This window comes from Thiohalocapsa sp. ML1, assembly GCF_001469165.1.
Classification (GTDB): Bacteria; Pseudomonadota; Gammaproteobacteria; order Chromatiales; family Chromatiaceae; genus Thiohalocapsa.
Genome location: NZ_JABX01000052.1, coordinates 1 through 14,311 on the forward strand (window position 1 = coordinate 1; position 14,311 = coordinate 14,311).

Sequence of the window (14,311 nt, forward strand, 5' to 3'; positions counted from 1 at the left end):
TCCCGCTCACCGCAGTCGTCGCGGCTAAAGCCGCTCCCACGGGGCGTGGCTCCGGCACGGGCGCCGTGGGAGCGGCTTTAGCCGCGCTCTTTCTTCCCGCCCGCCGCAGTCGTCGCGGCTAAAGCCGCTCCCACGGTCAGCCGGTGTTGCGCATGCCGGCGGCGACGGCGTTGATGGAGCGCAGCAGCGGGTCGAGCCATTGCTCGCGGTCGTCGCTGCCGGGGGCGTCCGGGCTGTCGGACTGCTTGGCGGCGCCGCCCCGATAGCGGTGCAGCAGCGCGATCTGGACGTGGTTCAGCGGGTCGAGATAGGTATTGCGGCGCGCCAGCGACAACTGCAGGTCCGGCGTCTCTTCCATCAGGCCGTGCAGCCCGGCGATGTTGAGCACCTGAGTGCGGGTGCGCTCGTACTCGTCCGCGATGCGGCCGTAGAAGGCCTCGGCGCGGGCGGGGTCGGTGGCGAGCTGCGTGTAGCTCGCGGCGATGTGCATCTCGGCCTTGAACAGCGACATCTGCGTATTGCTCAGGATGGCCCGGAAGAAGGGCCATTCCTCGTACATCTTTTGCAGCTTGGCAAGGCGCTCCAGATCGCTGCCGCGCCAGCGCTCGATGGCGCTGCCGATGCCGTACCAGGCCGGCAGCGTGTGCCGCGACTGCGCCCAGCCGAATACCCAGGGGATGGCGCGGATGGACGCGAGGGAGCGGTCGGCCTTCTTGCGATGCGACGGGCGTGAGCCGATGTTGAGCAGCGCGATGGCATCGACCGGCGTGACCTCATAGAAATAGTCGAGCAGTCCCGGTGCATCGACCAGGTCGCGGTAGGCCTCTTCGCCGTAGCGGGCGAGCTCTCCCATGATGCCGAGATAGTCCTTGCGCGGCTTCGCGGGGGGCTCGATGACGCAGCGGCTGGCCTTGATGAGGCCGCTGACGCCCATGGTCAGCTCATAGAGGGCGGTTTCGGGGTTGGCATATCGATAAGAAAGCACCTCGCCCTGCTCGGTGAACTTGATCTGGCCGTGCACGGTGTCGTCGGGCTGCGAGAGGATGGCCTCGTGGGTCGGGCCGCCGCCGCGGCCGATGGTGCCGCCCCGGCCGTGGAACAGCCGGCACCGCACCCCCCTGCTCTCCGCGAGCCCGACGATCTTCTCCTGCGCCTCATACAGGTTCCAGGCCGAGCCCAGGATGCCGCCATCCTTGCAGGAGTCCGAATAGCCGAGCATGACCTCTTGCAGGTTGCCGGAAGCGTTGAGCAGCGCCGCATAGGTGGCGTTGTCGAACAGCGCGGACATGACCGCGTCGATGCGGGCAAGGTCCTCGATGGTCTCGAACAGCGGCGCGATGCGGATGTCGCAGTGCCAGCCCTGCGGGGTCTTGCCGGCGAGCCCGGCTAAGCGCGCGAGCAGCATGACCTCCATCACGTGGCTTGCGCTGTGGGTCATGGAGATGACATAGGCGCCGAACACGTCGTCGCTGATCTCGGCGCGCATGCGCGCCATGACCTCGAACACCTCCAGCGTCTCGCGCGTCTCGCCGGTCATGGTGCCCTTGTCGATCAGGAACGGATACGGGTGCGCGATGGCCGAGGCGAGCGCCTCCAGCTTCTGCGCCTCGGAGTAGGACTCGTAGAAGGGCGCGCCGGGCTGGCGCGCGAACAGCTCCGTGACCGCGGCGGTGTGCCGGGTGGACTCCTGGCGCACGTCGAGCTGCACCAAGTGGAAGCCGAAGCTCTCCACCAGCCGGATCAGGTCCGCGAGGGGCCCGCCGGCGGCGCTGGCGTCGCCGTGGCTCACCAGCGAGTCGCGCACCAGGTACAGGTCCGTGAGCAGTTGGTTGGCGTCGTCGTAGCCCTTGACCGCGTCGGTGGGGGCGTCCGGGTTCTCGATGCGCGCCTGCACCCGCGCCAGATTGGCCTCCAGCCGGTGCCGCACGATGGCGAGCTTGCGCCGGTAGGGCTCGTGCAGGTAGCGCCGGGGCGTCTGGCCCATGTCACCGAGCCAATAGTCCTCGTCATCGTCCAGGCTGTCGAGGAAGGCCGGCGACGGCTGCACCAGGGTGTTGGAGTGGCTCAGGATGCGGGTCAGCGCCTTGACCCGGCGGATGTATTCAATGAGCGCGACCTCGCAGTGCATGCGCACCGCAAGCGCCGTGGTCTCCGGCTTGACGAAGGGGTTGCCGTCGCGATCGCCGCCGATCCAGGAGCCGAAGCGCACGAAGCTCGGCAGGCTGATGTCGGCATGGGCGCCGTAGGCGCGGCGCACGGCCTTCTCGAGGTTGCTGTAAAGGCGCGGCAGCGTCTCGAACAGCGACGCATGGAAGAAGTAGAGCCCCTGGCGGACCTCGTCCATCACCTGCGGCTTGTGCACGCGCACCTCGTCCGTCTTCCACAGGATCTGGATCTCGCGCACGATCTCGGCCATGCGCTCCTGTTCTTCCTCGCCGTTCAGCACCGAGCGCCGCCAGTCCAGCATCAGCAGGAAGATCCGCCGCTGCGTCTCCAGCGTGGTGCGGCGCTTGGCCTCCGTCGGATGCGCCGTGAACACGGGCAGGTACAGCAGCCGATCGAGCAGCGCCTGAAAGCGCTCCGGACTCACGCCATCCTCGGCGAACTGCCGCAGCGTGTGGTCGAAGGACCCGCGCCAAAGCCGCCCGCCGGCGCTGATGCGCGCGCGCCGGGCGAGGAAGCTCTGCACCTCCTCGGCGATGTGGGCCAGCGAGAAGTAGATGCTGTACGCGCGGATGACCTCGGAGAGCGTCTGCGGGTCGAGCTGATCGATGCGCTTCATGAGCTTGGTGCGCAGCTCCGGGTCGTCCTGCTCGCGCAGCGCCAGGAAGCCGTCGCGCAGGCGCTCCACCACCACCAGCACGCGCTTGCGGCTGTGCTCGCGCAGCACCTCGCCCAGCAGGTTCGCGAAGAGCGCGATGTCCTGCTCGGCGTTCGGCGCAGAAACGGTAAGGCGCTCGGACGGGTCGGCGGCGGCGTCGGTCATGGTGCGGGTACTGCTGCGGGGGCGAGGCCGGCGAATGGGCGCATCGCAACGCCGGCAAAGTGCGGCCAGTCTAACCCGCGCGCCCCGGGGGCAAAAGCCGAGGGAAACATGGGTACGGCGCACCGGGTCGCGGTCAGATCAGCCGCTCGGTGCTCAAGTCCGCAGCCGACGGCCCTGCCTCGCCGCCCGGCACTCCATGATTTTCATGTGGATGGTTTTCATCTGGCGAGGTTTATGTTACAGCTTCGTGACAAGCCCTATGCTAGCGCTCGGGCTTATGCGCCGGCCTACCCTGGCACCCGCTGCACGGAGACTCGCCCATGTGTCATGCATCTTCCCGTCGCCCCGCCCGCGCGCTTGCGGGCTGCTGCGTTGTTTTGCTTGCGCTGGCGCTGCCCGCCGGCGCCGATCCGCTGGCAGCCGATCCGCTTATAACAGCGGTGCCCGCCGCTGCACCGGCCATCACCACCGAGCCCGAGGCCTGCCGCGAGCCCTTCGCGCAGGCGGCTGCCGAGCTCGACAAGGACGCGCTGCGGCGCCTGGCGGGCGAATGCCGGGACCCGGCCGTCACCGCCCTACTCCGCAACCGCGCCGAGCATGCGGAGCGGCTGCGGCAGCTCAAGGTGATGTCCGGCCTGCTGCGCTACGGCACCGGCAACGCGGACCAGACGCGCCTCGCGCAGTGCCGCATGTACACGGCACTGGCGGAGGCCTTCGCCGAGCGCATGCAGCGCGCGCACCCGGCCGCGCGGCCGACGGCCCTCGCGGAGCTGAACCTGGCCTACGAGCAATCTATCCACATCGCCGAGCGCACCATTGCCGGCCACGAGCGCATCGTCGGCCTGCCGACGGCCCCGCGCTGACGCCGGCGACGGATTCAGGCTCGCCCGCGCACGAGAACACTTGCCATTTCCCCCCCATCGCGCAGACTTTGAGCAGGAGCCCGCAGCCGCGGGCGGCCTGAACCAAGCGGGGAACAGCGCAAATGAACGACAGCGACAAGCGCGATGAGGCCACCGGCGCCGCAGATCGGCTGGTAGACGCCTACGAGGAGATGCTGAAACGCACCAAGGATGGCATCGAACAGGCCAACGAGGCCGCGCCTAAGCTGCGCCACATGCTGGAGCAGGTGCGCGACAACATGGTGGAGCTCGGCGAGCTGACCCGCGAGGAGGCGGCGAAGATCGCGGACTACGTGGAGCGCGACGTCGAGGACGCGGCGCATTGGCTGGTGGAGACCGGCGACGATCTGCGCAACTGGTGGCGCTTCGACCTGGAGCTGATCGAGCAGCGCATGCTCGATGCCTTCACCAGCGTCGCCGACCAGACCAGCCTGCAGTTGAGCCAATGGGCCGAGCGCGCCCGCCAGGCGAGCCTGTACCAAGCCGGCCAAGTGACGGGCCCCGGCACACTGGTCTGCGACAACTGCGGTGCCGAGACCCACTTCGCGCGCAGCGGCCGCATCCCGGCCTGTGCCGAATGCGGGGGCTTGAGCTTCCGCCGCCCGCGCCCGGGCGAGAAGCCCGCCTCCGGGAGCTGAGCCGACCGGGGAGTGGAGCCGCAGACGGATAAGGGCTGAGGGCTGAGGGCTGAGGGCTGAGGGCTGAGGGCCAAGGCACGGCCCTCGGCCATTACGACAGATGATTCAAGTTTCAACAGGGCGTCGGACTGGCGAGGCATGTCGGGTTCGGGTTCGGGTTCGCTATCGAGATCGAAATCGAACCGAGTGCCAACCGATCCCGATCCCGATAGCGATTTCGATAGCGATGAGCACGCCTCGTCGGTCTGCGGTGCACCCTCGCTAGATCGCTAGACGGCGCCGCTTGACTGGAGTGTTGACCTCCAGGTCAACACGGCGACAAAGCGCGATGCACGAATGTCGCGAGTGACGAGCCGACCGGGAGGTCGGCTCTCCGGCCCGGCGAGGCTCCGGCGACGGGCGAGCAAGTGCTTTGCTCTGCCGCGTCTCCGCCGTTCCTTCCTGCGCCTCAGCCCTGCGCCGCCGCCTCAGCTACGCTCGACCAAGAGCGCCTCGATGCGCGCGAGTCGCTGCTCCAGCGCCTGCTCGGCGGGCGTCGGTGCCGGTGCGGTCAGCTCGGGTGCGGCGGCTTCGGCCTTCGGCAGCGCTTGGCGCGCACTGCTGTCGAAGGCCGGGTTGCCGCGCCACCAGTCGATGCCCATCTCGACAGCCTTGTCCACGGAGCACACCAGCAGGCGGATCTCCAGGGTCAGGAGCTCCACCTCCACGAGCTTGATGCGCACATCGCCGGCGATGACGATGCCCTTGTCCAGCACGCGCTCGAGCAGGTCCGCGATGGTGGTGCTGTTTGTGGAATGGGAAAGACGTTGATTAACGGTCACGGCCATGGTCTGTGCTCCCTAGGGGAGAGCTGTTGGTTCCCGAGGCTTGCGCTCACGCGGGGCAGGATGCCCCGCCATTGTCAGCGCCCGCAGGCGTCGGCAATGAAGCGAATCGGAAACCGCGTTGTCGATTCGCATACGCCGGTCATGCCTTGCGGGCATGGTCCGGCCTTCTCTACAGCAGCCGGCCCAGGGGCCCGAGGTCGATGTTCAGGTCCTCGTCCTTCAGGTCGAAGACCTCCCGCACGCGCTTGAGCTCATCGGCCTGCTGCATCAGCGTCGTGCCCAGCCGCTCGATCTCCGCGTCGCTCAGGGCGCCGGACTCCATGCGGGCGATGGCCTGGCGCTCCAGCAGCTCGTGCAGCAGCTTCACGAGGGTCAGCACCAATTGTGCCAACCCGTTGCGCACGCGCTCGCCGTCGATGTCGATGCGACGGCCCGGCGCTGTCGTCGCCGCCGGCAAGTGGCCCGGCAGCCGGTCCGCCGGCGCGGCGCAGGCTGGTGCGCCCTTCAAGTCGGTCCAGCGGATAGTCGAGCCGGACCCGTCAGTGCTGGTCATTCGCCATCTCCTGTTGCAGCCGCCGCCCGGTGTCGACCGAGGTCACCAGGGCCTGCAGGCTGAGATAGATGAGCTCGACGTCGGCGACGCTGATGGTGATCTCGGCCGCCACCACCGCGCCCTTGTTCAAGATCCGGTCCAACGCCTCGCACAGCGATACGTGCTCGGACGCCTGCCGGGGGCGTGCCACCCCGTTGGTGATGCTCATGATGTGCCCCCCATGTCCGCGGCTTCGCGGTAGAACGATGCGCCGAGCTCCGCGAGGGCGGCGAGGCCCCGGGGCTCCTGCTGGCGGTACACGCGCACGCGTTGCATGCGCTCGAAGCGCCGCTCGGCATCCCGGATGCGCGCCGCCTCGCGCTCCCGCAGCCGCCGGCACAGGGCGCAGTTGCAGGCCGGGTCCCCGGGCGGGGTAAGCTGGTTGATCGCGAGCGCGGACACCGGTATGGAGAGGTCCGCAAGGCCCGCCGCCAAGTCCGCCGTTTCCGCCAGGCCGAGCCACGTCGCCACCGTCACCAACTGCACACGGGTGCGGTGCGGATCGGCGAGCAGCGCCCGCAGCCGCTTGACCGAGCGCGACAGCGCCACCAGGCGCTCGGACAGCCGCGGCATGCGCAGCACCTTGCGGTACTTGAGCAAGAGCTCAAAGAAGAGCCTGAGCCATTCGGCGATGAGCTCCGGCAGCTCCAGGAGCCGCAGCAGGTGCCCGCTCGGCGCCGCATCCAGCACGATCACGTCGTAGCGGTCGCCGTCGAGGTGCTCCATCGCCGCCGTCAGCGCCATGACCTCGTCCAGCCCCGGCGGGGCCAGATCCAGCAGGCGCTCCATGACATCGCGGTCGAAGGTGATGTCGAAGTTGCCGAGATGGCGGTCGAGCATCTGTGCCAGCTCATCGCGGTAGGCGTCGCGAATCGCACCGAAGGCGCTCTCGGCGTCCACCTCCTGCGCGTCGAGGCCGGGGCAGACGCTGCCGGGCTCCGGCCCCACCGGCTGTCCGAGCGCATCGGCCAGGGAATGGGCCGGGTCGGTGGAGAAGAGCAGGATGCGCTGGCGTGGGCGCTGGCGGTTCAGGTGCACTGCCGTCGCACAGGCGAGCGTGGTCTTGCCGACGCCGCCCTTGCCGGCCAGGATCAGTACCCGCAAGCCCGCGGGCGGCAGCGGCAGCGGCTGCTCCACGTGCACCGGCAGCGCCGGCGGCGCCGGCGGCGGCGGGGCGCGGTAGGCGAGCATGTCGAGCATCTCCAGCCGCCGCCACAGGCCGGTCAGGTGCCCGCCGCGGGGCTCATCGGGCAACAGCGGTAGGCCCCAGGTGCGCGCGCCGCGGCAAAGTTCGCCTTGCGCGCTCAGCGCCGCGAGCTGCCGGCGCCGCTCGGCCAGGCACACGGCACACAGCTCCGCCGTCGCCGCCGTCGCCGCCGTTCCGGCACACACGGAGCTTGGGTAAACGCGGTTCACGACGATGTCCGTGACCGGGACCTGGTGCTCGCGCAGGGTCCGCAGCAGGTCGTCGGTCTCGGCGAGACTCATCTGCTCCGCCAGGGTCACGGGTACGAAGCGGCAGCGTTGCCGGTCCTGCAACAGCTCGGCCAGGGTGCGGCGGGAGCGCTCCAGCCCCAGCAGAAAGGCATCGAGGTGATCCTGCGCCATGTCGCCGCCGAAGCGCTGGCGCAGGTAGCGATGCTTGGCGAGGAGCGCATCCAGCGCCCGCAGCCAGCGCTGCACCAGGGCGGGCATGGTCAAGAGCCGCAGCGCGTGGCCGGTGGGCGCCGTGTCCACGACGATGCAGCCGTAGCGGCGATGCTCGATCCAGGCGGCGATCTCCAGATAGGCCGCCAGCTCGTCCATGCCGGGCAGTGCCACTTCCAGCAGGGCATCCACGTCGGCATCGTCGAGCAGGGTGCCGCGGCGGGAGATTTCCTGGAGATTGTCGCGATAGCGCCTGCGAAAGGCCTCCAGCGACGCCTCTGCATCCAGCTCCAGCACCTCAAAGTTGCCCGGCGGCTCCAAGTCCGCCAGCGCATCGTCCACGGAGTGCGCCGGATCGGTGGACAACAACAGCACCGCCTGCGCGGGCCGCTGCCGCGCAAGGGCCAACGCCGCGGCGGTGGCGCAGGTGGTCTTGCCGACCCCGCCCTTGCCGCCGAAGAACAGCAGCACGAGCCCGGGCTCGTCGAGGAAACCGGGCACAGGCAAGGTTGTGGACATCGGCGTCTCCGCGGCAGGCTACTCTTCCGATTCCAGCGCGTGATCGAGCGCCACTGTGCGCCGCGGGTCGAGATCGAGGTCGAGGACGCGACGCTCGGCGGTGATGCCGACGTCGGCGTCCGCGTCGGCATCGTCCCTGTCGTCCGCGTCGTCCGCGTCCTCTGCAGCGTCGTCCGTCTCGACGTAGCCCTCGGCCTCGAGCTGATCGAGCCGGTCGAGCAGCGCCGCCTCGCGGAGGTCGAACTCCGCCTCGGCGATCTGCTCGGTCTCGAGCATCATGTAGAGGTCCGTGAGCTCGTTGCGGATGCGCTCCGCCTCGCCGTCGAGCTCGCCGACCGCGGTCTTGTGGATCTCCTCGAAGACCCAGAGCAGCCCCTTGCAGGGCGACATCAGGATGTCATCGATCAGCAGCATGTGCGTCTCCGCGGGTGCCGGGACGCTCCGGTCCCCTCTGGTTGTAGGTGAGCCCGCATGGGCTCCAAGGCCGCAGCCGCGGCCCGTCGGCAGGCGGCGCGCGCCTGCCTGGCGCTGCGGGTGCTCAGCCGACCTGCTGGGCGGGCTCGCGCGCCTCGGGTGTTTCGAGATCCAGATCGACGAAGTTGTGCGGCGCCCAGGGGCCGTTGTAATCGAACAGGTAGTCGTTGTTGAACAGCTTGGACGCCTCGAACACGCCGCGCTCGAACTCCTTCTGCGCATCGCGCTCGATCAGGCAGGCGAGGTTCATGACCTCTTTGTCCTTCTTCACGGGGGTTGCCGAGACCTCCTCGCAGTAGCCGCGCATCACCTCCATGACCTGCTCGGTGTACTGCTCGCGGGCCTCGGTGACCAGGTGATCGAACATACGACCGACCTCGATGCGCTCGTCGCGATTGGCGTTGTCGCCCTGATGCAGCAGCCGGTCCCGGGCCTCGCGCAGCAGCGGGTGCATGCCGACGAAATACTCGTAGATGTTGCTCACGTCCCAGGACACGCGCAGCCCCATTTCGATGCGGTTGCGCACGCGGTGGAGCTGATCCGCAATGGCCTCGCGGTTGGCGGCAAGGAGGCGGCGCACGGCCTCCGCGTTGGCGGCGATGACGCCGAAGCGCATCGGCAGCACCGTACCCAGCTCCAACAGGTGCGCGAGCACCGCGCGATGGGCCATGAGGTTGCGCCGCTCCGGGCGCACCTTGGGACTGTGAATGTCGCTGACGACGGCACCGACCGTGCTTTCACCGATGCTATAGACGGTGGCGCCGCCGATACCCTGCACACGATAGATCTGTTCGTCGGCGCCGTCGCTGACGTCGGTCAGTGCATAGATCAGCTTGCCGCGAGAGCTGTTGGTTGTTCCGACCATCTGAGGTCTCCTCGGTTGGTCCGCCGGCGCGGCCGCAGCAGTGGCTCTGCGCCGGTTGTGAGTTGCTCGGGAAGCGTGTTCAGCCGGCCAGGACGCGCAACGCGTGCCGCAGACGCCGCCGCCGGATGCCGAGCCGATGCACCAGTGCGGCCATTGCCGGCGGCCTCTCCATCTGCCGTTCCACGCGGAGCCGACGGGCGTCGAGCGCGGCGGTGGCGAGCAGGCGCTTGCCGGCCGCGCGCGCCCGTGCGTCCAGCCCCGTGGCGGTCGCGAGCGCCTCGCTGCCCCGCACATGGCAGCACCGACGCAGGTGGGCTGAGTGTCTGATCATGCGTTGTCTCCACCAGGCCCTGGGCCTGCTCAGTAGCGGATGCGCAGGCCCCTGCGCGGGCCGCCCTCGCCGGGCTCCCCGGTTTGAGCCCGTCCCGAATCCGCGCGAATCACCGGCGCGGCCCCCTCCGCGCCGTTGCTCGCGCCGCCACGGCGGCGGGAACGGGTGGGTCGGAGTGCCGCGCTGGGCAACGCACTCTCGACCTCGGCGCGGCGCTCGCTGTCCGCGGCTACCGCCCCTTGCAATTGCGCCATCTCGGCGTCGATCTCCGCGATGCGCCGCTCGATCTCGCCGACGCGCCGCAATGCGGCCTCGCGCTCTTGGCTGCGCCGCAGGCGCTCGAGCTCCAGGGCGCCCATCTCGAAGTAGGTGGCATAACCGCGCTGGACGCCGTCCTGGCTCTTGCCCGCGAGGGTGCGGATGTCCGTCAGGCTGCGCGGCGGCCGGCTCGACTTGCCGTTCATGATTTGCCACCCCCCGGGATCGCAGGCGTGGCCCTAACGGCCTTGGGCCTGCCCGCCGGCTTGGCGGCGCTGGCCAGCGGCTTGGCGGCATTGGCCACCGGCTTGGGCTGCACCGCGCCGTCGGGCCGCCCCTCGCGATCGGCCTCCTGCGGCGGGCAGACCTGGCGGATCACGCCGTCCACCAGCTCTTTGTACACCGAGCGCCCGTCGTGCCGGACCTTGGCCGTCTCCATACTGAGCACGTCGTAGCAGATGTGATGGAAGAAGGTGTTGCCGGCGCGGGCGCGCCCGGACCCGTGGGCCAGCACCTTGGCGATGGCAATGCCGGCGCGCAGCGTCGGCTGCGACTTGTTCTCGGCCGTGCCGCGCAGCTCGCGGACGATGTCGGTGATGTAGCCGGCCTCGCGCTCTTCGAGGCCCGACTTGGCCTTGATGATGGAGAGCTCGGTGTTGCGGTCCGGCGGGCTCAGCCGAATCGTGATCATGCGGTCAAGCAGCGCGTCCTGGGTCTTGTGGGTACCCGCGTATTCCTCGGGATTGGACGTGAACAGCGCGCGGAAGCTCGGTGCGACGTCCAGGTAGCCCTCGCCGGCGGTGCGCAGGCCGGGCAGGTTCAGGATGCCTTCCGAGAGCACCGACAACAGCACGTTGTTGGCCTCCGGACGCGAGCGGTTGAACTCGTCGTAGATCAGCGTGTCGCCGTTGCGGCAGGCGGTGGTCAGCCGGTCGTCCACCCAGACCTGGCGCATCTCTTCTTCGGTGCGCAGCACCGAATGGATGTAGTTGTCCACGACCTTACTGCGGCGATAGCCGGCATCGTTGGTGCCGATGAGATCGGACACCTCGAATTCGTCGTTGCCGTGGATCAGCGTCACGGGCTGACCCCACAGCGCCGCCAGGTGAAAGGCGAGCGTGGTCTTGCCGGTGCCGGATGGCCCGGCCAAATGCACCGGATAGCCGGCCTCCAGATAAGCCAGCGCGCGATCCGCAACGCCCTTGATGTAGCTGGTCGTGACGAAGGAATCGCTCGCCTCGGGCACGACGGTGTCGGCACTGGCGGCCGCCGGCGCAGGGACTTTCGTGGCGATCATTGGACGGGTCCTCGCATATGCGTAAAAGTGGCAGGCGTTTGGGCAAAAAACCGGGCCGAGATCCTCCGATCACGGCCCGCCAGGCGCTGTGCGGCGCAGCCTGTAGTCATGCCCTCGACCACCGGCGCCGATGCCTCCGCTGCATCCCACCACGACCTCCTGCCGGCGCCAACCAAACGCCCGTGCTCCGATATTCCGAACGGGCGCGCTGCTGCTCGTGTGTGCTGCGGCGTCAGTTGCCGGTCTTCCCGCCCTGCTTCTTCGGTTCGCGCTTGGCGCCAACGGGGGCGCCTTCGCCCTGGGCCTCGGCGGCCTGCGGCTTGGCTTCCACCTTCGGCTCCGCTGCCGGCGGCTTGGGCGGGGTCGCTTCCGCCGTAGGACGCGCAGGCTCCGCTTGGCGCTGCATCGGCTCCGCCGCCGGCTTGGCCGGTGCGGGCTTCGCCTTTGCGACGGGCTTAGGCTGCACCGGCGTACCGCCGCCGAACAGGTTGCGGATGCCGGCCAGGTCTGCCGCAACGTTGCCGGTCAGGGTGCGCACTTCGGTCGAGATGTCGCTCATGAGCTCGCGCCGCGCCGCCGCATCCTCGACGGCCGCATACAACCGCGACGCCTCGGCCTGCTGCAACGTGTCATGCACCGAGTCGGCAATTCCGGTGACGAAGTCGTTGCGTGCCTTGCGGTCCGCCGAAGATTGCTCGTCGTGCTCCTTGCGGAAGCTGCCGAGGAAGTCCGCCACCGCCTGCGCCTTGTCGGCGACGAAGTGGAGCCGCGCCTTGGCATCCTGCTCGCTGGTGGCCGCGAACTCGTCGCGGAACGCTTCCATGTCGTCGCGGAAGCCATCAAGCTTGGTGCGGATCTCTTCGACCCGCTCGGTCACATCGGTGCGGCGGGCGCTGGCGTCTGCCTTCGCGCTCGCCATGCGCTGGTCGTGCGTGCGCTCCATCATGGCCCCGACCTCGGCGCTGAGGTCCTGCACGCCCTGCACCAGATTGCCGATGAACGCGCCCCGCGCCGCTTGGTCCGACGCAAACTGCGCCCGTCGCGTAGACGCGAAACCGCCGATCATGTCGACGACGCCCGTTGCCATCTCCGCCAGATCGGATGCCCGCATGTCGGCTTCCGCCCGACGCTGCGCATGCCCGCGATCGATGTCGTCGCGCAACCGCGTCATATCGTCTAGTATCTTGCCCATGGTTTGCCCTCCTGCGCTGTGAAGGAACCCCGCGCCGCCGGATCAGCGGCGGTGCGGGGTCCGCCGGATAGCCTATCTGGCTCAGGCCGGAGCCGCGGCGCTGGAGGTCAGGCCGATCGCTTCGGCATACTTCAGGTAGGTTTCAACGGAGGCCACGACCACGCGGGCCTCGATCGACAGCAGCTCGATACCGACCAGGGAGACCTTGGCCCACGCGTCGATCACGATGCCCTTGTCCAGGATGCGGTCAACGACTTCGGCCAGGCTGGAGGAGTCGGTGGAGTTGGCGACTTTTGCCATGATGCAGCTCCTACGCTGTGGTTAGGTTTGGGTTCGACGGCGCCGGAATGCGCCGCCGGTTGCACTGGTGCGCGTATGCAGACCAGCGCTGAGCGGATGCCGGGGATGACGGCAACCCGCGAGCTTCCTCGGACAACCTCTTAGGCTCAGGCTCTAAGGCTCAGGCTCTAAGGCTCAGGCTCTAAGGCTCAGGCTCTAAGGCTCAGGCCGGAGCCGCGGCGCTGGAGGTCAGGCCGATCGCTTCGGCATACTTCAGGTAGGTTTCGACGGAGGCCACGACCACGCGGGCTTCGATCGACAGCAGCTCGATACCGACCAGGGAGACCTTGGCCCACGCGTCGATCACGATGCCCTTGTCCAGGATGCGGTCAACGACTTCGGCCAGGCTCGAGGAGTCGGTGGAGTTAGCGACTTTTGCCATGATGCAGCTCCTATGCTGTGGTTACGCTCAGTTTTCGACGGCGCCGGATGCGCCGACGAAGGTCCTCGGAAAACCTCTTACGCTCAGGCCGGGGCCGCGGCGCTGGAGGTCAGGCCGATCGCTTCGGCATACTTCAGGTAGGTTTCGACGGAGGCCACGACCACGCGGGCCTCAATCGACAGCAGCTCGATACCGACCAGGGAGACCTTGGCCCACGCGTCGATCACGATGCCCTTGTCGAGGATGCGGTCAACGACTTCGGCCAGGCTGGAGGAATCGGTGGAGTTGGCGACTTTTGCCATGATGCAGCTCCTGCGCTGTTGTTGCGTTTGGATTCGACGACGCCGGGATGCGCCGTCATCCCTATAGCTGCAAAGGGAATGCCAGAACTGGACGACAGCGGGAAATAACCCTCGAAACCTGCCCTTAAGCACCGGTTCTCCGGCCTCGGGCTTCTTTTGATTCAATGCGTTGCATACAGTGTGCAGGCCATATCCGGCCTTTGCGATGCGCGCACCGTTGGTCGGCTGTTTGCAAGCGGCGGCATGCGGGCGCGAAATCGCAATGACGGGAACAGAGACTAGGGTAAACCCCTATTACCAATCGGGGGAACGCGGACTGTCAGTCCATGGAACTGCGTCCATGCCTATGGAATCTCTTCCATAGTTTTGGACCGATGCCATGATCTCCAGGTGTGTGAAGGGCTTCGGGATGAACCCGTGGATGACGTCTTCCGCCAAGGCCCGGGCGATGTCCGGGTCGTCGCGGTAGTAGTAAGCGGAGATCAAGAACACCCAGGCCCGTGACTGCATCTGCCGCGCCTGCCGGGCGAGCGCGAGCCCGTCCATGTCCTGGAGCTTCGCGTCCAGCAGCACGTGCGAGAAGCCCTGCTCCGCAAACAGCGCCAGCGCCTCGGCGCCGCTCTGCACCGTGCAGACGGCGTAGCCTTCGCGGCTGAAGAGCCGGGCGAGCGCCCAGCAGATGGCGGGCTCGTCATCGACGACGAGGATGCTCGGGTTCCCCGCCATGTGCTCCCCGGCTGGCCCGCGGTCGTCAGGCATG

General features: G+C 68.3%; 17 protein-coding genes. 2 read left to right on the plus strand and 15 right to left on the minus strand.

Features of this window, described 5'->3' with window-relative positions:
* Window positions 1-136 precede the first annotated feature (136 nt).
* The gene (gene ppc, locus ML01_RS22935; protein ID WP_058557722.1) at window positions 137-2,986 is read right to left on the minus strand and encodes a phosphoenolpyruvate carboxylase; all 2,850 of its coding nucleotides are present in this window, start codon (window positions 2,984-2,986) and stop codon (window positions 137-139) included.
* Between the two features lie 320 nt (window positions 2,987-3,306).
* Here ppc and ML01_RS22940 point away from each other — a divergent pair, with 320 nt between their 5' ends.
* Together ML01_RS22940 and ML01_RS22945 are read left to right on the plus strand one after the other, a co-directional pair.
* Complete coding sequence (locus ML01_RS22940; RefSeq protein WP_156427931.1) at window positions 3,307-3,849, plus strand: hypothetical protein; 543 nt, start codon at window positions 3,307-3,309, stop codon at window positions 3,847-3,849.
* Window positions 3,850-3,971: 122 nt separating this feature from the next.
* Window positions 3,972-4,526, plus strand: coding sequence for a zinc ribbon-containing protein (locus ML01_RS22945; protein WP_058557724.1), 555 nt, complete (start codon window positions 3,972-3,974; stop codon window positions 4,524-4,526).
* A 467-nt stretch (window positions 4,527-4,993) separates the two neighbouring features.
* On the opposite strand, the gene ML01_RS22950 is transcribed toward ML01_RS22945, so the two are convergent.
* From ML01_RS22950 to ML01_RS23015, 14 genes are all read right to left on the minus strand, one after another.
* A complete protein-coding gene (locus ML01_RS22950) occupies window positions 4,994-5,353 on the minus strand; it encodes a gas vesicle protein (protein WP_058557725.1) in 360 nt (119 codons plus the stop codon).
* Window positions 5,354-5,522: 169 nt separating this feature from the next.
* Window positions 5,523-5,906: a gas vesicle protein K gene (locus ML01_RS22955; protein ID WP_082674577.1), complete on the minus strand. Its 384-nt coding sequence runs from the start codon at window positions 5,904-5,906 to the stop codon at window positions 5,523-5,525.
* Window positions 5,893-6,114 (minus strand): gas vesicle protein, encoded by a 222-nt coding sequence (locus ML01_RS22960; RefSeq protein WP_058557726.1) that lies wholly within the window; start codon window positions 6,112-6,114, stop codon window positions 5,893-5,895. The genes ML01_RS22955 and ML01_RS22960 overlap by 14 nt, the downstream gene beginning before the upstream one ends.
* Window positions 6,111-8,111 (minus strand): ArsA family ATPase, encoded by a 2,001-nt coding sequence (locus tag ML01_RS22965; RefSeq protein ID WP_058557727.1) that lies wholly within the window; start codon window positions 8,109-8,111, stop codon window positions 6,111-6,113. Before ML01_RS22965 ends, ML01_RS22960 begins: the two co-directional genes overlap by 4 nt.
* Before the next feature lie 18 nt (window positions 8,112-8,129).
* The gene (locus ML01_RS29770; RefSeq protein WP_058557728.1) at window positions 8,130-8,525 is read right to left on the minus strand and encodes a gas vesicle protein GvpG; all 396 of its coding nucleotides are present in this window, start codon (window positions 8,523-8,525) and stop codon (window positions 8,130-8,132) included.
* Between the two features lie 124 nt (window positions 8,526-8,649).
* Complete coding sequence (locus ML01_RS22975) at window positions 8,650-9,450, minus strand: GvpL/GvpF family gas vesicle protein (protein WP_058557729.1); 801 nt, start codon at window positions 9,448-9,450, stop codon at window positions 8,650-8,652.
* 79 nt (window positions 9,451-9,529) lie between these two features.
* The gene (locus tag ML01_RS22980; protein WP_156427933.1) at window positions 9,530-9,781 is read right to left on the minus strand and encodes a hypothetical protein; all 252 of its coding nucleotides are present in this window, start codon (window positions 9,779-9,781) and stop codon (window positions 9,530-9,532) included.
* A gap of 29 nt (window positions 9,782-9,810) precedes the next feature.
* On the minus strand, window positions 9,811-10,245 hold the full coding sequence (locus ML01_RS22985; RefSeq protein WP_058557731.1) for a hypothetical protein: 435 nt from the start codon (window positions 10,243-10,245) through the stop codon (window positions 9,811-9,813).
* A complete protein-coding gene (gene gvpN / locus ML01_RS22990) occupies window positions 10,242-11,336 on the minus strand; it encodes a gas vesicle protein GvpN (RefSeq protein WP_082674578.1) in 1,095 nt (364 codons plus the stop codon). Before gvpN ends, ML01_RS22985 begins: the two co-directional genes overlap by 4 nt.
* Window positions 11,337-11,568: 232 nt before the next feature.
* Window positions 11,569-12,528: a hypothetical protein gene (locus ML01_RS22995; RefSeq protein WP_156427934.1), complete on the minus strand. Its 960-nt coding sequence runs from the start codon at window positions 12,526-12,528 to the stop codon at window positions 11,569-11,571.
* A gap of 81 nt (window positions 12,529-12,609) precedes the next feature.
* Window positions 12,610-12,828 (minus strand): gas vesicle structural protein GvpA, encoded by a 219-nt coding sequence (gene gvpA / locus ML01_RS23000; RefSeq protein WP_058557733.1) that lies wholly within the window; start codon window positions 12,826-12,828, stop codon window positions 12,610-12,612.
* 202 nt (window positions 12,829-13,030) lie between these two features.
* Window positions 13,031-13,249, minus strand: coding sequence for a gas vesicle structural protein GvpA (gvpA, locus tag ML01_RS23005; protein ID WP_058557733.1), 219 nt, complete (start codon window positions 13,247-13,249; stop codon window positions 13,031-13,033).
* Window positions 13,250-13,332: 83 nt separating this feature from the next.
* On the minus strand, window positions 13,333-13,551 hold the full coding sequence (gvpA, locus tag ML01_RS23010) for a gas vesicle structural protein GvpA (protein ID WP_058557733.1): 219 nt from the start codon (window positions 13,549-13,551) through the stop codon (window positions 13,333-13,335).
* Between the two features lie 294 nt (window positions 13,552-13,845).
* Window positions 13,846-14,310: a response regulator gene (locus ML01_RS23015; protein WP_058557734.1), complete on the minus strand. Its 465-nt coding sequence runs from the start codon at window positions 14,308-14,310 to the stop codon at window positions 13,846-13,848.
* Window position 14,311 lies beyond the last annotated feature (1 nt).

What these genes read in the sequence shown, in the direction of transcription:
- ML01_RS23015 (WP_058557734.1), bottom strand. Translation starts at nt 14,310, where the DNA reads ATGCCTGACGACCGCGGGCCAGCCGGGGAGCACATGGCGGGGAACCCG.
- ML01_RS22950 (WP_058557725.1), bottom strand. Translation starts at nt 5,353, where the DNA reads ATGGCCGTGACCGTTAATCAACGTCTTTCCCATTCCACAAACAGCACC.
- ML01_RS22945 (WP_058557724.1), top strand. Translation starts at nt 3,972, where the DNA reads ATGAACGACAGCGACAAGCGCGATGAGGCCACCGGCGCCGCAGATCGG.
- ML01_RS22980 (WP_156427933.1), bottom strand. Translation starts at nt 9,781, where the DNA reads ATGATCAGACACTCAGCCCACCTGCGTCGGTGCTGCCATGTGCGGGGC.
- ML01_RS22975 (WP_058557729.1), bottom strand. Translation starts at nt 9,450, where the DNA reads ATGGTCGGAACAACCAACAGCTCTCGCGGCAAGCTGATCTATGCACTG.
- gvpA (WP_058557733.1), bottom strand. Translation starts at nt 13,551, where the DNA reads ATGGCAAAAGTCGCCAACTCCACCGATTCCTCCAGCCTGGCCGAAGTC.
- ML01_RS22965 (WP_058557727.1), bottom strand. Translation starts at nt 8,111, where the DNA reads ATGTCCACAACCTTGCCTGTGCCCGGTTTCCTCGACGAGCCCGGGCTC.
- gvpA (WP_058557733.1), bottom strand. Translation starts at nt 13,249, where the DNA reads ATGGCAAAAGTCGCTAACTCCACCGACTCCTCGAGCCTGGCCGAAGTC.
- ML01_RS22985 (WP_058557731.1), bottom strand. Translation starts at nt 10,245, where the DNA reads ATGAACGGCAAGTCGAGCCGGCCGCCGCGCAGCCTGACGGACATCCGC.
- ML01_RS22940 (WP_156427931.1), top strand. Translation starts at nt 3,307, where the DNA reads ATGTGTCATGCATCTTCCCGTCGCCCCGCCCGCGCGCTTGCGGGCTGC.
- ML01_RS22960 (WP_058557726.1), bottom strand. Translation starts at nt 6,114, where the DNA reads ATGAGCATCACCAACGGGGTGGCACGCCCCCGGCAGGCGTCCGAGCAC.
- ML01_RS22955 (WP_082674577.1), bottom strand. Translation starts at nt 5,906, where the DNA reads ATGACCAGCACTGACGGGTCCGGCTCGACTATCCGCTGGACCGACTTG.
- gvpN (WP_082674578.1), bottom strand. Translation starts at nt 11,336, where the DNA reads ATGATCGCCACGAAAGTCCCTGCGCCGGCGGCCGCCAGTGCCGACACC.
- gvpA (WP_058557733.1), bottom strand. Translation starts at nt 12,828, where the DNA reads ATGGCAAAAGTCGCCAACTCCACCGACTCCTCCAGCCTGGCCGAAGTC.
- ppc (WP_058557722.1), bottom strand. Translation starts at nt 2,986, where the DNA reads ATGACCGACGCCGCCGCCGACCCGTCCGAGCGCCTTACCGTTTCTGCG.
- ML01_RS29770 (WP_058557728.1), bottom strand. Translation starts at nt 8,525, where the DNA reads ATGCTGCTGATCGATGACATCCTGATGTCGCCCTGCAAGGGGCTGCTC.
- ML01_RS22995 (WP_156427934.1), bottom strand. Translation starts at nt 12,528, where the DNA reads ATGGGCAAGATACTAGACGATATGACGCGGTTGCGCGACGACATCGAT.